General features: G+C 45.7%; 18 protein-coding genes and 1 riboswitch. Of the genes, 9 read left to right on the top strand and 9 right to left on the bottom strand.

What is annotated here, in order from left to right:
* The first annotated feature begins 103 nt into the window (after positions 1 to 103).
* Positions 104 to 1,636, top strand: a complete 1,533-nt coding sequence (locus tag ACE1CM_RS47875; RefSeq protein ID WP_374886684.1) for a GAF domain-containing protein — start codon at positions 104 to 106, stop codon at positions 1,634 to 1,636.
* Here ACE1CM_RS47875 and ACE1CM_RS47880 read toward each other — a convergent pair.
* Positions 1,595 to 1,747 carry a hypothetical protein gene (locus ACE1CM_RS47880; RefSeq protein ID WP_374886685.1) on the bottom strand — a complete coding sequence of 51 codons (153 nt, stop codon included), beginning with the start codon at positions 1,745 to 1,747 and terminating at the stop codon, positions 1,595 to 1,597. The two genes, ACE1CM_RS47875 and ACE1CM_RS47880, sit on opposite strands and share 42 nt — an antisense overlap.
* Before the next feature lie 35 nt (positions 1,748 to 1,782).
* Between ACE1CM_RS47880 and ACE1CM_RS47885 the strand changes: the two genes are divergently transcribed.
* Positions 1,783 to 3,183: an IctB family putative bicarbonate transporter gene (locus ACE1CM_RS47885; RefSeq protein WP_374886686.1), complete on the top strand. Its 1,401-nt coding sequence runs from the start codon at positions 1,783 to 1,785 to the stop codon at positions 3,181 to 3,183.
* 115 nt (positions 3,184 to 3,298) lie between these two features.
* On the opposite strand, the gene smpB is transcribed toward ACE1CM_RS47885, so the two are convergent.
* Complete coding sequence (gene smpB, locus ACE1CM_RS47890; protein ID WP_374886687.1) at positions 3,299 to 3,766, bottom strand: SsrA-binding protein SmpB; 468 nt, start codon at positions 3,764 to 3,766, stop codon at positions 3,299 to 3,301.
* Between the two features lie 251 nt (positions 3,767 to 4,017).
* Positions 4,018 to 4,089: riboswitch (Glutamine riboswitch) on the top strand.
* A gap of 37 nt (positions 4,090 to 4,126) precedes the next feature.
* Here smpB and ACE1CM_RS47895 point away from each other — a divergent pair.
* Positions 4,127 to 4,267: a hypothetical protein gene (locus tag ACE1CM_RS47895; protein WP_226573630.1), complete on the top strand. Its 141-nt coding sequence runs from the start codon at positions 4,127 to 4,129 to the stop codon at positions 4,265 to 4,267.
* Positions 4,268 to 4,361: 94 nt separating this feature from the next.
* Here the strand turns inward: ACE1CM_RS47895 and ACE1CM_RS47900 are convergent, their stop codons facing one another.
* From ACE1CM_RS47900 to ACE1CM_RS47910, 3 genes are all read right to left on the bottom strand, one after another.
* Complete coding sequence (locus tag ACE1CM_RS47900; RefSeq protein ID WP_374886688.1) at positions 4,362 to 4,970, bottom strand: cytochrome b N-terminal domain-containing protein; 609 nt, start codon at positions 4,968 to 4,970, stop codon at positions 4,362 to 4,364.
* Between the two features lie 137 nt (positions 4,971 to 5,107).
* A complete protein-coding gene (locus tag ACE1CM_RS47905) occupies positions 5,108 to 5,329 on the bottom strand; it encodes a helix-turn-helix domain-containing protein (RefSeq protein WP_374886689.1) in 222 nt (73 codons plus the stop codon).
* A gap of 92 nt (positions 5,330 to 5,421) precedes the next feature.
* Positions 5,422 to 6,813: an RNA-guided endonuclease InsQ/TnpB family protein gene (locus ACE1CM_RS47910; RefSeq protein ID WP_374886690.1), complete on the bottom strand. Its 1,392-nt coding sequence runs from the start codon at positions 6,811 to 6,813 to the stop codon at positions 5,422 to 5,424.
* A gap of 43 nt (positions 6,814 to 6,856) precedes the next feature.
* Here ACE1CM_RS47910 and tnpA point away from each other — a divergent pair, with 43 nt between their 5' ends.
* Positions 6,857 to 7,267 carry an IS200/IS605 family transposase gene (tnpA, locus tag ACE1CM_RS47915; RefSeq protein WP_374886691.1) on the top strand — a complete coding sequence of 137 codons (411 nt, stop codon included), beginning with the start codon at positions 6,857 to 6,859 and terminating at the stop codon, positions 7,265 to 7,267.
* The gene (locus tag ACE1CM_RS47920; RefSeq protein ID WP_374886692.1) at positions 7,264 to 7,452 is read left to right on the top strand and encodes a hypothetical protein; all 189 of its coding nucleotides are present in this window, start codon (positions 7,264 to 7,266) and stop codon (positions 7,450 to 7,452) included. The genes tnpA and ACE1CM_RS47920 overlap by 4 nt, the downstream gene beginning before the upstream one ends.
* Positions 7,453 to 8,064: 612 nt before the next feature.
* Here ACE1CM_RS47920 and ACE1CM_RS47925 read toward each other — a convergent pair.
* Positions 8,065 to 9,252: an MFS transporter gene (locus ACE1CM_RS47925; RefSeq protein WP_374886693.1), complete on the bottom strand. Its 1,188-nt coding sequence runs from the start codon at positions 9,250 to 9,252 to the stop codon at positions 8,065 to 8,067.
* 89 nt (positions 9,253 to 9,341) lie between these two features.
* A complete protein-coding gene (gene msrA, locus ACE1CM_RS47930; protein WP_374886694.1) occupies positions 9,342 to 9,812 on the bottom strand; it encodes a peptide-methionine (S)-S-oxide reductase MsrA in 471 nt (156 codons plus the stop codon).
* A gap of 64 nt (positions 9,813 to 9,876) precedes the next feature.
* Here msrA and ACE1CM_RS47935 point away from each other — a divergent pair, with 64 nt between their 5' ends.
* From ACE1CM_RS47935 to ACE1CM_RS47950, 4 genes are all read left to right on the top strand, one after another.
* Entirely contained in the window at positions 9,877 to 10,530 is a 654-nt protein-coding gene (locus ACE1CM_RS47935) for a hypothetical protein (RefSeq protein ID WP_374886695.1), read from the top strand.
* 2 nt (positions 10,531 to 10,532) lie between these two features.
* A complete protein-coding gene (locus ACE1CM_RS47940) occupies positions 10,533 to 11,912 on the top strand; it encodes an FAD-binding oxidoreductase (protein WP_374886696.1) in 1,380 nt (459 codons plus the stop codon).
* Between the two features lie 81 nt (positions 11,913 to 11,993).
* Entirely contained in the window at positions 11,994 to 13,343 is a 1,350-nt protein-coding gene (locus ACE1CM_RS47945) for a (Fe-S)-binding protein (protein ID WP_374886697.1), read from the top strand.
* A 677-nt stretch (positions 13,344 to 14,020) separates the two neighbouring features.
* Entirely contained in the window at positions 14,021 to 14,803 is a 783-nt protein-coding gene (locus ACE1CM_RS47950) for a Uma2 family endonuclease (RefSeq protein WP_374886698.1), read from the top strand.
* A 168-nt stretch (positions 14,804 to 14,971) separates the two neighbouring features.
* Here the strand turns inward: ACE1CM_RS47950 and ACE1CM_RS47955 are convergent, their stop codons facing one another.
* Both ACE1CM_RS47955 and ACE1CM_RS47960 read right to left on the bottom strand, forming a co-directional pair.
* Positions 14,972 to 15,619, bottom strand: coding sequence for a PEP-CTERM sorting domain-containing protein (locus ACE1CM_RS47955; RefSeq protein WP_374886699.1), 648 nt, complete (start codon positions 15,617 to 15,619; stop codon positions 14,972 to 14,974).
* A gap of 586 nt (positions 15,620 to 16,205) precedes the next feature.
* Positions 16,206 to 17,597 carry a cytochrome P450 gene (locus ACE1CM_RS47960; RefSeq protein ID WP_374886700.1) on the bottom strand — a complete coding sequence of 464 codons (1,392 nt, stop codon included), beginning with the start codon at positions 17,595 to 17,597 and terminating at the stop codon, positions 16,206 to 16,208.
* Positions 17,598 to 17,614: the final 17 nt, after the last annotated feature.

A 17,614-nucleotide genomic window follows, 5' to 3' on the forward strand; every position in this document is an offset into this window, starting at 1 on the left:
TTAACAGCCAAACAAAAATCGCAAATTTGTACTCAGCAACTGTTTGTCAGAGGTGGAGCTTGGGAACCTTAAGAATAGTCAATCATCCTTTGATGGCAGCGAGATGGAAATTACACAAATAGCAGGTATGAAGGTGGCAGTAGGCATGGTAGGTCCAGAAAACAGACTTTCTTACAGTCTGGACAATTTGACAGCAACAGCGCAGGAACAGCAACGCCTCAAAGCTTTGGCAGAGTCGCGCTTGCTCGAAGCAGAAACGATCGCCGTGTTCGAGGAAGCGACTCAGACAGCGGCTCACTTTTTGGAGGTTACCATCTGCATTTTGGGCTTGATGGATAAAGACCGTCAAGTATTCAAGTCAGCGGTAGGTTTATCTCGCCTGGGACTGATGAACCAACTAGCTTCCTCGCGTCAGCTACCCCGCGAGGAATCTTTCTGTACCCACGTGGTAGAAAGTCAAAAAGTTTTGGCAATTAACAACACCGCTAGCGCTCCGCTTTATTCTAAAAGCGTGCTAGTCCAGCAATATGGCATCCGCGCCTACTTGGGAGTGCCGCTATTTACTTCTTCCGGACAATGTCTGGGTACGCTTGAGGTCATGGAGCAAGTACCGCGTAGTTTTACCACCAAGGAGATTGAGTTTTTAGAACTCATGGCGCGCTGGACGATGAGTGAGTTTGAGCGGAACCGTCTTTTGGAAAACAGCACCAAGTCCCAAGTGCAGGTGAATCTCAGCGCACCCATCCGTCTGAGCAGTACTTCTGCCAACCAAATTACCACCAATCAAGTTCAAGTCAAATTGCTCTCGGCGCTGACCCAGGAGTTGCGGACGCCGCTGACAAGTGTAATGGGTATGGCAAGCGTTCTGGGTCGCGAAATTTACGGCCCGCTGACGACTAAACAGAAAGAATACCTGGAAATTATTCAAACGAGCGGTCAGTACTTGCTGACGCTGGTGAATGAAATTTTAGCTTTGGGAGCCCTCGATGCGGAAAACGCCCAACTGAACCTGACGGCGACGGATATTGAAATGCTCTGCCAGCAAGCGATCGCTTCTTTAGAAGAAATGGCGCACCGCCGCGAGCAACAAATTCGCCTCTCGGTAGAGCCTGGAAATCGCATCTGGCAGCTGGATCGAGAAAAAGTACGGCAAATGCTCTATCACCTGGTATCGAGCGTGCTGCAAAAGGCTGAAGCTGAAAGCATAATTCGCATCCACGTTTCTCGCAAAAGTGATGGATTAAATATTGCGGTTTGGGTGTCTCACCCCTGGATGGGAGAAGGATTCCAGCAGGTGGAACCTTATTTATACCAATCACAGTTACCGGGTGTATCTCACTATTCGGAGGCAGAATCCCCAGAGGATACGCTGGAAGATTGGCAAGAACATCCAGAGAACTCTCTCTCAGTATCCAAGCGCATGACTCTCGAAGCAGACGGCTTGAGTTTTGTACAAAAGTCAGATGCCCTTGACGATCGAGGTTTCCCACAATCCCGCGACAATCTGGGGCTGTTGCTAAGCTGCCACTTGGCTCAAATGCACAACGGTCAAGTATCGATTCAAGGCTCGCCAGAATCTGGGTATCGCTATGTACTAACTTTGCCAGATATGATGGCTATCGATGAAAGTGTCTAAGCGGTCATGGGTCATAGGCGATCGGTCGTTGAAAAAACACATCGCTACTGTACGGGCGATCGCATGAGCGTAGATAATCAATCGAGAGTTGCGATCAAAAAGAGCGCTCATGCAATCTACTCCTACCGATCGCTGGCAACTAACATATGAATGCTGTTTGGCAACAACTAACCCTGTCTAATCTGCCGCTGTATCAGTGGCGCAGTGTTAGTTATTTATACCGTTTGGTGGGGCTGCTGCAAAGTTGGCGGCAAGGTAGCTGGCTAATCCCCCACGGCGAATCCATCGGGGCAATGTTGATCGGTTTGGTGTTCGCTTTAGCACCTTTTGTATCTAACGATTTGATTGGGGTGTTATTGCTCGCCAGCGCTGGCTTTTGGGTGCTGGTGACTGTATCCGATGACACCGGCACTAAAACTACTCCGATTCATTTGCTGGTGTTACTTTACTGGGGCATTGCTACGGTGGCAACGGCGCTGTCACCCGTAAAGGTGGCAGCCTTGAGTGGCTGGGTAAAGCTAACGTTGTATTTGCTACTGTTCGCGCTGATGTCGCGGGTGTTGCGATCGCCTCGTCTCCGCCGTTGGCTGATCGCCCTATACTTACACGTAGCCCTAATTGTCAGCGTTTATGGTTTGCGGCAATGGTTTTTTGGCGCAGCAGCGCTAGCAACTTGGGTCGATCCAGAATCTCCTTTGGCTAAAACTACGCGGGTTTATAGTTATCTGGGTAATCCCAATTTACTCGCTGGTTATCTACTACCCGCGATTGCTTTATCGGCGGCAGCTGTTTTCGCTTGGCGCGGTTTATTTCCCAAAGCTTTAGCCGTGACGATGTTAGCGATCAATACAGCTTGTCTGATGCTAACTTTCAGTCGCGGCGGCTGGATTGGTTTTGCGATCGCTGTTTTTATCTTCTCAATTTTGCTGCTTTTCTGGCTCAGCGTCCACTTACCTCGCTTCTGGCGCACTTGGTCGTTACCGCTGTTACTTTTAAGTTTGGGTTTTGTGGTACTGGTGGCATTATTATTTGTCGAACCAGTGCGCGATCGCGTTTTGAGTATGTTTATCGGTCGGGAAGATAGCAGCAATAATTTCCGCATTAATGTATGGGTGGCTGTAATCGAAATGATACGCGATCGCCCCATCCTGGGTATCGGTCCCGGCAATAATGCTTTTAATAAAATCTACCCGCTTTACATGCGTCCCCGCTTCAGCGCTTTGAGTGCGTATTCTGTTCTATTAGAAGTGGCGGTGGAAACTGGTTTTATTGGACTAGCCAGTTTCTTGTGGCTGCTGTTGGTAACGCTTAACCAAGGATGGTTGCAATTAAAACGCTTGCGTGCATTGGGTAGTAGCGAAGGATATTGGTTGATCGGAGCGATCGCTGCTTTACTGGGTATGTTAGGTCACGGTGCATTCGATACAGTTTTGTACCGTCCCGAAGTCAATACCCTGTGGTGGCTAATGATAGCTTTAATCGCCAGTTACTATCAGTTCCCCCAGCCAACAGAAGCTTTGACACCTACAGATTCACCTGCTAACTAGATCTGCTAATGGCTAATGGCTAATGGCTAATCGTAGAGGCGGAGAATATTCTCATGACCAATTAGCAATTGGCGATTAGCTATTTTTAGTTATAACTAGCAACTTGAGTGAATCACTAATACCGCTTCATCGCCCGTTCCATCTCGCGCTTGTCTTGACGTTCTTTGATGTCATCGCGCTTATCGTGTAGCTTTTTACCTTTGCCCAGACCCAGGGTAACTTTAACCAAGCCATTCTTCAAATACATCTTCAACGGCACTAAAGTTAAACCCTTTTGTTCTACCTTGCCAATCAATTTGCGGATTTCTTGCTTGTGCAACAGCAGTTTCCGGGTGCGCCTGGGGTCGTGGTTAAAATACTCGCCGCTGCTTTGGTAGGGCGAGATATGGACGTTCAGCAGCCACGCTTCGCCATTGCGAATTAAACCATAGCCGTCTTTCAGGTTGGCTTTGCCCTGCCGTATCGACTTTACCTCGGTCCCCTTTAACTCTATCCCGGCTTCGTATGTTTCCAGGATTTCGTAGAGAAAGCGGGCTTGGCGGTTATCGCTAACGATTTTGATCCCTTCTTGTTTTTCTGCCATATACCCTCTCTATCCACCACCAGAAACAGCCGCGAAACTAGCTTAACGCAGCCTTAAACCGATCCTGCCACAAAAGATCGGCGCAAGACGGGGAAACCCGATTTTTCCAGCAAAGTCCTCAAACTCCCAACTCGTGGGTCAAGCGAGACAAAGCAGGTTGGTTGGTTGCTTCCTGAACCGCGCTAAATTGTAAAGATTTGTTACATAGTTGACATTTACTCGAGAAACAGTAACAATAGATACAGAAACAAATCGTTCATCTCTTCAACACAACAGAGGGCTTGGAGAGACGGAAGTAGGGAGTTATCCCGAAGGAACGCGCCTCCGATCGAGCAAACAAGTACATTAGAGGCGAAACCTATGCAATCCACCAATCCCATCGTCAACACCGAAGTATCGACTCAAGACAAAGCCCGTTTGTTGATGAGCAATCATCAACGGCATCTGAAGACTCGTCAGCAGGCTATGTTGAGTCGTGCTGCGGCAGAAGTTGGGCAATAAGCCAACATAATGGAAACGCGATTCGCCCAAAGGCGATCGCGCAAGCACCAGCAGAAACCCGGTTTTTGTAAAAAACCGGGTTTCTTTTGGTAAATTACTCGGATTGAAGCAGTGCTTGTTTGTCTTCTTTTTCCTGTAGGAGTAACCCGCCTAAGTGAATCAAGGCGAGAACCATAGCACCCATAGAAAGAACGTAGCTATGCAAGGTATACAGGTGCATGACTGTTGTGGTATTGATTGCGCCACCACCTGTAATTATGTCTCGCAGCAGGGAACCAACAACGGGGATAGCTTCAATCGTTCCTAGTTCAATGGTGAAACGCCAGTAGCCAAGCTGCGTCCAGTCGAGTATCATCGCCGTCCAGCTTAAAGCCATCGCTGTCAATGTTAACAAAATTCCGCTAATCCAAGCGGTGAGCCAACTGGGGCGAAATTTCTCACCCAGAAACATGACAACGATTTGTACTAAAGATACGGCGATTAAACCATTACCTGCAATTTCGTGCATCCGCTGAATTAACCAGCCATTGGGTATTTCAGATTTGATTGCCTGCAATGAATTATACGCCCCGCCCGCCGTGGGTTCGTAATAGAAAGATAGTAGAATTCCCGTGGTGGCTGCTGTTAGACATAGCGAAAGAACTACCACAGACAAAATAGTAGCCAGCCGCCGAAGTACGAAACCATACGATACGTTTTGCATGGCTAGCACCAACCTTTTTGGGTTGAATGTGTATTTATACTTAATTATATTAAGTTTTTCTCAGGAAGGGGCAATAGAGCGATCGCCTCACCCAGAAACCCGGTTTTTTAGAAAAACCGGGTTGCTTGAACTACCAGCTACCCATCCGCTTCATCTTCTTCGTACACCATTAAGTCTCCTGGCTGACACTTTAGCGCTTTGCAAAGCGCACTCAGGGTATCTTCGTCAATTTTCGGGAAGGTACGACGAGTCTTTAGCCGAGAAACAGAGGTCGGATGCATCCCAATTAGGGCAGCCAGTTCCTTGTTACTAATGTTGCGTTCAGCCATTACTACTGCCAATTTCCAGCGGATCGTCACTCCAGTACTCAATCGATATCCATTAGTGCTGCAAGGCCGATGCTATCACTTCACATCTATATTTTTCCGTGACGTACCTACACCAAACTTCGTTATGGTGTAGGCTTCTTTCCCTTAAGGGCATTTTTGAGTGAGGCAACGCCCAACCCCACTTTCTTGATCAAGATGGCACTGTTATGGTCGCGCTGCATTGACACTCCACAATTGGAGCAGTCATGCCAGCGATCTGACAGTGCTTTTGGTGTTTTATTGAGACAGTTATGACAATGTTGAGAAGTTCCCCACGGGTCAACTTCAATAACTCGTTTACCCAGTTTCCATGCAACCCACTTGAGGATGCTGACAAACTGACCGTGAGCAGCATCAACGAAACTCTTGTTGAGTCCAGCCCTAGCAGATTGCCCATTAGCCACGTAATTTCCCTCACTATCTGTCTTGGGTTTGTTACGTCTAATTAGGTTCTTCAGACTCAAGTATTCAACAAAAATAATCCTAGTCTTATCCAATATCTTGTAGGCTATCTCAAAATGAAACTGCATCCTACACCGTGCAATATAAGCATGTAGTTTAGCAATTTTCTGATTAAGCCTACGCCTTGGATAAGACCCATGAAAGTGTTTTTCTCGGTTTCGTTGCAGTTTGGCTAGTCGAGATGCTGCTTTCCTCAAAAACTGAGGAACATCAACAAAGTCACCTTCACTTGTTACCAGGAAGTCCTCCAGTCCCAAGTCAATCCCAACACTGTTAGACCAAGTGGGCTGAATTGCTTCATCCTCTTTTACTGGCACTGTATTATCTTCCAAACTGAAGGTGATGTACCAGCTATCAGCTTCACATCTTACAGTTGCCGTTTTAACTTTGAACCCAGTTGGAATTGGTCGGTGTAGCACCAATGAGACTAATCCGATTCCTGGTAAATCGACTAAATCTCTACCTTTTTCATCCTTAATTAAATGAGCATTGGTTAGCTGTGAATATGTGAAAGACTTGTAGTAGACCTTTCCCTTGAATTTAGGTCGTCCAGAACGCTTCCCATTTTTGTCAGGAGTAGTATAACGAGAGAATGCATAATCTACTCGATTCACTACATCCTGAAGTACCTGGGAATGAAGTTGCTTGTATTCAGGAAACTTCTTCTTGGTATTCTTTAGGTCTGCCAACTGAACGGACTGCCATTCAACATAGCCGCAAACAATATTAGGATGCGTGTCTCCTTTTTTGGTGACAGGCTTTCCATCTTTGTCTTTCTTCCTGCCATCCCTAACTTGTACCCGATATTCGGGAATGTCCTTGTAGATTTCCTCTACTGGGACAATGGAGCAAGTTAGGCGACAGGCATTTACGGGTGTGCGAGTTGCCTCCCACCAACGCAAACCCTCGCCCAACCGATAGTTATATTGCCGACGGCACAGTTCAAGCCACGTTCTTAGCGTGACTCTTTGCTGTGCTGTCGGCTTTAACTTGTATCGGTGAGCGAGCTTCATAGTGGCAACTCGTATGCTAATAGCATACCACTAATTAACGACAATGAAAAAAGATTGGGTAAGTAAAGGACGTTCCGTTTCAGACCTCAAGGCTCACTTAGTCCTCGTAACTAAGTATCGACGCAAGGTATTTACCCTTGAGATGATGGCTAGGCTCAAGGAAATCCTCAATGATTTATGTCAGAAATGGGACTGTAAACTTATTGAATTCAACCGGGAAGAAGACCACATTCATCTGTTATTCCAGTACTACCCTCAGATGGAAATCCCCAAGTTTGTCAACAATATCAAAACTGTCACAAGTCGTCGGCTTAGGAGTGAATTTACCGAACATGTTGACCAGTTCTACTGGAAAGATGTTTTATGGAGCAGCTCTTATTTCATTGCTTCTTGTGGCGGCGTTACTATCTCTATTCTTAGGCGATATATTGAGAATCAAGAGACGCCAGATTGACCGACTCCGTACCTACGTCGGTCGCGGCTTTCAACGAGAGCGCCAAGCAACGCTTGAGGCGTGGGACTTCCCGCCTAATTGTTAAATACAGACATGACAAAGCGATCGCCCCCTCTAGCCTGGAAAACTTGAGAGCGATCGCTCAGATAGTTCCTTTTCGGATGGACAATCATGGACACGGTTGACCACCTACTGGGGCTAATAGCAACGCCATCGCAGAACCACATTTTGGTGGGGACTATGACGTTATATGCCTTGGATGTACTACCAGACACCCCCTATCCCTCATCACGCCTTTGAGTGAATTGGGATTACTTTTGAGTGAGATTAAGATCTTTTCTTAATCTTTGTTGAGGTGGCTTTTGGGCTCTCAAGTAATAAAATACCATACTTGACCATTGTCAGTCAATGTTGAGTGAAGTTTTACAATACCGGAGGGGAAGACACCCGTGCGCCTGCTTGCTTGCGGTGTTCCTTTTGCAGTTAATAGCGTTGTCCACCACTTGCATGTAGTTCGTTTTGCAGAAGTCGCTGCATGGAGTCCACCCTCTCCGATCCAAGGTGAGATAATTCGGATTTTGACTCGCTATATTAACATCAGCCGGTAGATTGCTGTTGGTAGATCGCTTAACCGGAAGCAGATCCCCCTAAATCCCCCTTCCAAAGGGGGACTTTGATGGGGGTTCCCCCCTTTGGAAGGGGGGTAAAGGGGGACTTTAATTCCGGTTCCCCCCTTTGGAAGGGGGGTTAGGGGGGATCGGATTTTAGAGAGTTGATATAAGCGATCGCAACGTTCGTCAGGAAGTCGGGATTGGTGCGTACTGACGGCGAGTTGCGATCGCAAACAACAAGACTGAAAAAGTCAGCGCCCCCGCCAAATACAGCGGATAACTATAGGTAATCGGATTGGTTTGATTGACAATAATTCCAGCAATAATCGGGCCAAAAGCGTTAGAAACATTGAGATAGGAAGCATTCAAACCCATCACAGTTCCTTGAGCTTCTGGTTTGGCATTGAGGGAAATTAGCGTAGAAACCATTGGTTGTACCAAGGCATTAAATAAGGCAAAAACACTGCTGACGATCGCAAAGTAAACGATGTTTGTAACGGCTGGCATCAATAGAAACGATAAGCTGCGAACGGATAGACCCAAAAATAAAATATTCACTAAACTGATCCGGTCGGTTAATAGAGCAATACCTTTGACCTGCATCGCAACGGATAGGGTTCCAAATGTGATAAATAAAAGCGTCAGCGAGGTGCTGTTCTGACCGAGTATTTGGATATAATACGGCTGAAAGGCGAAGGTAAAAATTGTAAAAGTAGTGCCGATGAGGAAGTTAATAATTAACAGTATTCCCACTTTTGGGATTACCAATCCAGTAATCAAATTACCTAAACCGAGGTCGAATATATTCCTGGCTTTATCGGCTTTTGTGCGTAAAGTTTCGGGAAGGTTGGTAATAGTGGCGAGCAAGGCGATGGATGCGATCGCGCTCGACACCAAAAAACCTGTTCCCAAGGAAAACTGCTGCGCTAATAAACTCACCGCTGGCCCTACCACAAATCCTAACCCAAAAGTTACTGCACCAAACATTCCAAACGCTCTGGCACGCCCTTCAGGTGGAGTAATATCTGAAATAATCGCCTGAGCAACGGAAATATTTCCACCAGTGATACCATCAAGAAATCGGGCGAAAAATAACATGCTCGCATGGGTAGCCGTTCCGGCGAGGAAATTTGCAATAACAGTTCCTGTTAAACTGATAATTAGCAGCGGCTTGCGTCCAAAGCGATCGGAAAGTTTGCCAATCACTGGCGTAGCAAAAAACTGGGAAGCGGCATAGGTAGCAAATAAGAGACTTGTTTGGAAATCGTTCAATCCAAACTGCCGACTATACAAATAAAGGATGGGGATGAGAATCGTAAACGAGAGGGAATTCGCAAAGGCGATGAAAAGGGTAATCCAGAAAGTCCGGCTCATAACTTGGTCAGCAGATTGGTTAAATAACAGAATAAAAAATCCGGTTTCTTTGAGTTACCAGGAATAGAAACCGGGTTTTTGAAATCAGTTTACAGCATTTCTGACTTGCGTCGTTTCTTTTCAAAATACTGCTGGTGATATTCCTCGGCTAAATAGAACTCGCTGGCGGGTTTAATTTCTGTGACAATATCCTTATCATATTTTCCCGATATTTGCAAGGTTTGCTTGGATTTCCTGGCAGCCGCCTCTTGCTGCAAATTGTGGTAAAAGATAACAGACCGATATTGTTCGCCTCGGTCTGGTCCTTGTCGATTTAATTGCGTCGGGTCGTGACAATTCCAAAAGACTGCTAAAAGTTGTTCATAACTGACTAAAGTAGGGTCATATTCCACTTGCACCGACTCGGCATGACCCGTTACCCTAGCAGATACATCTAAATAGCATGGATTAGGCCAATGTCCGCCTGTATAGCCAACGCAAGTCGAAATTACGCCTTTGACTTTCCGAAAGGTGTCTTCCACACCCCAAAAACAACCCGCAGCAAAGGTAGCTTTTTCCATATTGTCCTGTGTTTTTCCTGAATACAAATTGTATGGCTGTGACAAAAAGAATGCAATATTAGTTATGTATGCAGCGATCGCATCCACAAAATTTCATTCCCTACTCGCACCTTTCGGTGTTAATCCAGTTATTAGCCAGGAAATATTTACTGACATAGCCTCCGCTTATTCCAGCGCTGACAGACATTATCACAACTTGACGCATATTTTACAAGTTTTACAGATAATTGACGAGATGCGCTTGCCAGCCGAAAACCCCGCCGCACTCGAATTTGCTGCCTGGTTTCACGATATTATCTACGACCCGAAAGCCAAGGATAATGAAGAAAAAAGTGCTGAATATGCAACTAATATTCTAAGAATTATAAAAATTACATCTTCAACTATAGATAAAGTTGCTAAAATAATATTAGCGACTAAAACCCATCAAGCACCAGACAATGATATTGATACTTATATATTCTTGGATGCAGACTTATCTATATTAGGGGCATCTTCGTTCGAGTATCATATTTATGCTCGGGCAATTAGAAAAGAATATTCCTGGCTGTCCGAGGTAGAGTATCGATTGGGCAGAATACAGGTATTGCAGAAATTTTTAAAACGCGAAAGAATATATTTCAACGCTCAAATATTTGACACCAGAGAAATCAAGGCTCGACAGAATATCCAAACGGAAATAGAATCTTTATCAGCAGTAAACATTAAGAAAATGTAATAGTGATACAGCAAACCGAAGCGATCGCGCAAACCCTAGAACCCATTATCGGCACTTCTGGCGTCTCAAAGCTAGACACCGATTGGCAAGAAAAGATTACCACAGCAGTCACCCCGGAAACTCAACCCGACTGCATCGCCTATCCCGACGCACAGGAAGAACTCGGACAAGTAGTCGCCTGTGCTTACCGCAAGCGCTGGCAGATTTTACCCACAGGAAACGGTAGCAAACTCGGTTGGGGGGGTTTGGTGCAAACAGATCCCGCCTCACCCCCCTTGGGAAGGGGGATCCCCCCGTTGCCCCCCTTGGGAAGGGGGGTTGGGGGGATCGTCGTTGTCAGTACCGCGCGACTAAACCGACTGGTAGAACACGCCGTCGGCGACTTGACCGTTACCGCCGAAGCGGGAATGAAATTCGGCGACCTTCAGGCAATTTTAGCCAAAGAAGGACAATTTCTCGCCCTTGACCCCGCTTATCCCCAACATGCGACCCTTGGCGGCATCGTTGCGACGGCGGATGCGGGTTCCTTGCGTCAGCGATATGGCGGGGTGCGAGATATGCTTTTAGGAATTTCTTTTGTCCGGTTTGATGGTGAAATTGCTAAAGCGGGGGGACGAGTTGTAAAAAATGTTGCCGGATACGATTTGATGAAGTTATTTACCGGATCTTATGGCACTTTGGGAATTATTTCTCAAGTCACGTTTCGGGTTTATCCGATACCCGATGCATCCCAGACGGTGGTGTTAATGGGTACGGCGGATAATATTGCACAGGCAACGAAAACTTTACTCGCTTCTGCTTTAACGCCGACTGCAATTGATCTGCTATCAACTGGGTTAGTGACTCGTTTAGGTATTGGGGAGGGAATGGGGTTGGTGACTCGGTTTCAAAGTGTAGAGGCGAGTGTTAAAGAACAGTCTGCCCGACTTTTGGAACTGGGTCAACATCTGGGGTTGAAAGGTAGTACCTATGCGGGAAATGATGAGTCTAATCTATGGCAGAAGTTAGGAGAACAAATGCAGGTATCTGCTACAAATGGCGGAATTAGTTGCAAAATAGGAGTGTTACCAACAGGTGCGATCGCAACTCTTACCCTGGTAGATAGTCTTGCCTCTGGGGATGCGATCGCATTCATTCACGCGGGTAGCGGGTTGGGGGTATTGCGATTGGATAACCCTGATGGGGAGGTGGTGGGAAAAATGCGATCGCATTGTCAATCCCATAGCGGTTTCCTCACCGTCTTGGAAGCACCTGTTGCTTTTAAGCAGCAATTTGATGTCTGGGGTTACAGTGGCAATGCTTTGGATTTAATGCGGAAAATTAAGCAGCAATTCGATCGGGAAAATATGTTTAGTCCTCATCGTTTTGTGGGTGGGATTTAGAGGAATTGAACCGCCAAGAAGCCATAGACGCGCAGCGGCTTCCCGTAGGGTAGAACGCCAAGAAAGAGGAAGAAAGAGATTATGCAAATTTCAGAGAATTTGGTTAAGGTTACTGGGGATAAGAATTTGAGTGGTTTTGATAGTGACCATCCGCCAGATCCTAAGTTGATTGATACTTGCGTTCATTGTGGGTTTTGTCTTTCTACTTGTCCGAGTTATCGGGTGATTGGGAAGGAGATGGATTCGCCTAGAGGGCGGATTTATTTGATGGATGCGATTAATGAAGGGGAGGCGGCGCTTGGGGAAGGAACGGCGCAGCATTTTGATAGTTGTTTGGGATGTCTTGCTTGTGTTACGACTTGTCCTTCTGGGGTTCAGTACGATAAGTTAATTGCGGCGACTCGTCCCCAAGTTGAACGGAATTATCCCCGCACGTTGCCGGAAAAGTTATATCGGAAACTCATCTTTTCTTTGTTTCCCTATCCGAATCGCTTGCGCGTTTTGTTAGCTCCAATGTTAATCTATCAAAAGTTGGGGTTGTCTAAGTTAATTCGGGGGACGGGATTGCTTCAGAAAATATCTCCCCAGTTGGCAGCAATGGAATCGATTATGCCAACCATTCCCCTCGATGCTTTTTATGAACCTTTGCCGGAAGTTATCCCGGCAGAAGGGAAGAAACGCTATCGGGTGGGGGTGATTTTAGGGTGCGTGCAAAGGTTATTTTTCTCGAAGGTTAATAATGCTACGGTGCGGGTTTTAACGGCGAATGGTTGCGAAGTTGTCGTGCCGAAAATGCAAGGTTGTTGTGCTGCTTTGCCGGAACACCAAGGACAAAAAGCACAAGCTCAAGCTTTAGCTAGGCAGATGATTGATAGTTTTGAAGCTACGGGGGTTGATTACGTAATCATCAATGCAGCGGGGTGCGGTCATACTTTGAAAGAATACGGTCATATTTTAGAAGATGACCCAGATTATCGGGAAAAAGCTAAAGCATTCGCGGCGAAAGTTAAAGATGCTCAAGAGTTTTTAGCCCAAGTTGGATTAACGGCAAAGTTATCGCCTTTATCAGATAAACCCCTGACAATGGTTTATCAAGATGCCTGTCACTTATTACACGGACAAAAAATTAGCGTGCAACCGCGTCAATTGTTACGACAAATTCCGGGAGTGACGTTGAGGGAACCGATTGATGCGGCTTTATGTTGTGGGAGTGCAGGGGTTTATAACATGCTGCAACCGGAAGTTGCGGAAGAATTGGGACAGCAGAAAGTCGAGAATTTGTTGAATACTGGGGCAGAATTAATTGCCTCTGCAAATCCAGGTTGTACGTTGCAAATTACCAAGCATTTGGAATTGCAAGGTAGGCAAGTTCCGATTATGCACCCGATGGAATTGTTGGATTATTCAATGCGGGGGATAAAGCTTCAGTAGTTTTATCGTAGGGTGCGTTAGCGGTAGCGTAACGCACCTATTATCCAAGGCAGTGCGTTCAAGTACAAAATTAGAAAATCAACAGATATTTCAGTAAAAATTGAAGGATATGCGCGCTAAAACAATCTTTATTTGCATCTCTTTGGGAGCTTCAATCTTATCAATATTCAGCTTATATCTACCCTTCTATAGATGGGACGATATAGACTTCAATGGTTTTGGTAAAGCGATGACTCTCGGTCATGAACCCTACGGCTCCAATCTTATCACCTCCGATGGCTATATATTAGATTGGGATCCCCCCATGATGCCTGTGTTCTTTTTTTTATTGCTTATAATTAATATAACAGGCTGCCTGCTAGCACTTGTACCAGTAATAGGATTTTTTGCCTACTTTCCTCTAATTACTTTTGTAATCTTTGGGTTGGCGATTCCATTATTACCACCAATAACTCCTCTATTCGGTCAATACATATGCTTGCCTGCCTTAATACTAGCCTTTTTTTGCAGCCTTTCTTACTTCTTTGCCTCTAGGTAAAGCGATCGCAATCACTAAAACAAAATTACTCTTTTACAGAAGCAACGAGTGCGATCGCTAATTCTACAGCCTACGCACCCAATCGTTAAAATTTTAGACAAAATTAGATCGTATGTATCAATCGCTGAGATTATCAGGTATGACTGAAACTATTTCCAAAATCGACCTACCCCCGCCATTTCCTGACCATACGCAACTACCAGAGTCGGATGGAACTTTTGTGAAAAATTTCCAAGAACATCCTCAATGCATCATTCTGACTGATTCGATTGCGCCAGTGTTGCAACGTCTGCATCCCGATGGGCAGTATTGCATCGGTCAGGACTGCGGCATTTATTGGCAAAAAACAGATTCCGCAGCAGCAGCAGCAGCAGCAGCACCAGATTGGTTTTATGTTCCTTACGTTTCACCTTTATTAGACGGTCAAACTCGCCACTTCTACGTATTATGGCGTGACTTCATCGCCCCGTTAATTGCAATTGAATTAGCGAGTGGAAATGGTGATGAGGAACGAGATGCTACGCCCTTGACTCCCGCCTTAGTAAAAGCAGGAGGCAGACCGGGTAAATTTTGGGTCTATCAGCAAATTATTCGCATTCCCTACTACGCAATCTATGAAATTAAAAATGACAAGTTAGAGGTTTATCATTTGGTCGATTTTACTTACCATAAACTCCAACCAAATGAACGAGGTCACTATCCAATTCCACTGCTAGACGTGGAAATAGGACTTTGGCGAGGAACATTTTTGAACAATCCCGAACAGCTTTGGTTACGTTGGTGGGATTTAGAGGGAAATTTGTTGCTAACAGGTCAAGAAGAAGCTGCACTACAACGACAGCGCGCCGAACAAGCTGAGCGAAAAGCGGCACAATTAGCAGAACGCCTGCGTGCAATGGGGATTGACCCAGAGGCAGAATAGTGATGAAGCGAGCGCATCTCTTCCCCCCAAAAAATGCGTTCGCGCCAGCGGAAGGGAGGCATATCGCACTCAAGATTAAAACAAAAAAACCACTCTCTTGTGGGGTGGGACGTATTGCCCGCCCCTTTTCAATTTTTTTGCCTTCTATCTATCCTTAGTAACAAGCTTTTATTTACGCAAGGACGCAGCAGCAAAACCACCCAGCGCCAGCAAACCCAGCACCGAAGAGGGTTCGGGAACCGATGTGGAAGGTTGCTCCACAGTTTCGACGAAAGCATCATCCACAGCTAAAAAGGTATTGGTATCGGTGGTGTTCTGGAAGTTGATGTTGAGTAAGGCAGTTTGTCCTGCCAGATCGGCAACATCGAGAACGCTTTCTAACAAGATCCAATCAGTTTGATAAAGTTGCAGATCGGAGTTATAGGAAAAAATAAGCGCATTTGGGTCGAAACCCGCAGTCTGAAATCGCTTGGCAGAAGCAACCCCAAGCGTAATCTGAGTTTGGTCAAAGTTGCCAGCAGGATACCCGGTGAACAAACGGACATAAGCACCGAATTTGAGTTGATTGGCAGCAGGAACAATCAAATTCTGTATGATGCTGCCATTATCTGCCGAAATTACTCCACCAAAGTTGCCAGAACGGAGGAATAGTGAGTCGGAAACCCTGTAAACTCCCCCATTGATTTCCCAAACAGCGGGGAAATCTTCAACTTCAAAACCGGGGTCGTCGAGCAAATTAACCGCACTGACCGATGGGGATAGCCCCAAAATGGTGGCGATCGCGGCTATTGAAGCAAAAGCTGTGAGTTTTTTCATGATAAATCCTGCAAAAATCAACACATATCTTGCACCAATAGACGCAGCAGTTCCTATCGCCCACCCACAATTTCATGTAGGATGGGCATTTTGCCTCGTCCATTTAAGTGCAAGATCTGTGATGTATCGTCAAGTCATATACGTACTTTTACGTATAAAAAAACTAGCTTGCGTTTGAGACGATCTTGCTTTTACGTGAATTACCGGAGAGCGTTTTGGTATATTTGAAGGCGAACAGCCCCTAAATTGGGTGTCGCCTTATGCAAAACTATTAAGAGCGCTAGCGCTCTTAATAGCTCAATAATCCCACGGAAAAATTTTCACACGAAAACCAGGCTCTTGTTTCAGTATTTACGTAAGCTTCATCAAAAATTTACAATTGCACAGGCAACCGCTCCCAGGGTTAAAGCGGTTAAATCCTTTACTCGTTAAGCCTTTCATCGATTTTAAGGCCAAACGAACTATATAAAGAATTTGTAAAGCTCGCTTGGGAAGGTTGACCTAACTCCCCCATACCCCCCTTCCCTACCAGGGAAGAGGGGAGTATTGCTCCCCTGTCCTTGTAGGAGAGGGGCAGGGGGAGAGGTTAACCCGCTTGACTCACCAAACTTTTTGCACTCGCTTGCCGCTGTCCCTTCATTACCATTCCCACGCCGCCAGCAGGTGCCATCGTTATGCCTCGACGCAGAGGTTTGACCGGACGATTTTCTGCAAGTTCTAGTTGATACCGCGACATAATTGTTGCCAGTACCAGCTTCATTTCAAACAGCGCCAACGCCATCCCCAGACAGCGACGATTTCCGCCACCGAATGGGAAAAATTCATAAGGGGAATATTGTCTTTCTAAGAAACGTTCTGGTTTAAACTGCTTCGGTTGGGGATATAAATCCTCCCGATGGTGAGTCAAATAAATACAGGGAGATAGCAAGGTTCCCGGCTGAAATTCATAGCCCATTATCTGGATGGTTTCTTTAACAATCCGAGCAAATGTAAACAAAACTACCGGGTAAATTCGCAGTGTTTCACAACAAACTGCGTTCAGATAAGGCAGTTTAGCAATAACGCCCGGATCGGCATTTTCATCGAGCGTATCTAATTCCTGAAGCAGCTTTTCTTTCACTTCTGGTAAATAGTGAATCCAATACAATGCCCATGCCAAAGCCGTCGCTGTCGTTTCGTGTCCGGCAAAGAGCAGTGTCATTAATTCATCGCGTAATTCTTCATCGGTCATTGGTTCGCCTGCTTCATCGCGTGCCGATAACATTAAGCTTAAAATATCTTCCCTATCAGGGTCATTTTCAGCTTTTCGTTCGCGAATCAGGGCGTCAATCAGTTCGTTAATTTGCTTTTTTTGTCCCACAAAGTGTCCCCAGGGAGTCCACTTACCTAAATCTTGTTGCAGTGCTGGTAAAAAAATAAAGCTGGCACTCAAAGGATATCTGAAAATATCAAATAGCGAACCAATCAGTTGCTTGAGTTGTTCAAAACGCTCGCCTTGAGCAACGCCAAAAACGGCGCGTAAAATAACTCGCAGGGAAATTTCTTGCATTGCTGGACGGGCTAAGAAATGTTCGTCTATCGTCTTTTGGCTCATTACTTGATCGGCTATATCGCAGATTAGATTACCGTAAGCCCGCATTCGTTCTCCGTGGAATGGCGGTAGTAACAGCCGTCGCTGACGTTGGTGATAATCTCCGTCATGCAAAATCATGGAATATTCCCCTAATAGGGGGAGCAAAATTTTGTTGCCTTTACCCGAATCAAACTGTTTTGAATCTGCGGTAAAAATTTCAGATATCGCCTGTGGGTTGCTTACTACTACAACGTTTTGGAAGCCAATAAATTTACTGGCAAAGATATCGCCGTATTGGCGAGCATTTGCTTCTAAAGATTCGAGGGGGCGAATAATTACTTGGAGAGTGTTGAGTAATTTCGGTGTTTTTGGCCCATCAGGTCGTTGCATAATGTTTTTTTTCATGCATTATCTACCCAAGG

This window comes from Microseira sp. BLCC-F43 (assembly GCF_041929235.1).
Taxonomy (GTDB): Bacteria; Cyanobacteriota; Cyanobacteriia; order Cyanobacteriales; family Aerosakkonemataceae; genus Microseira.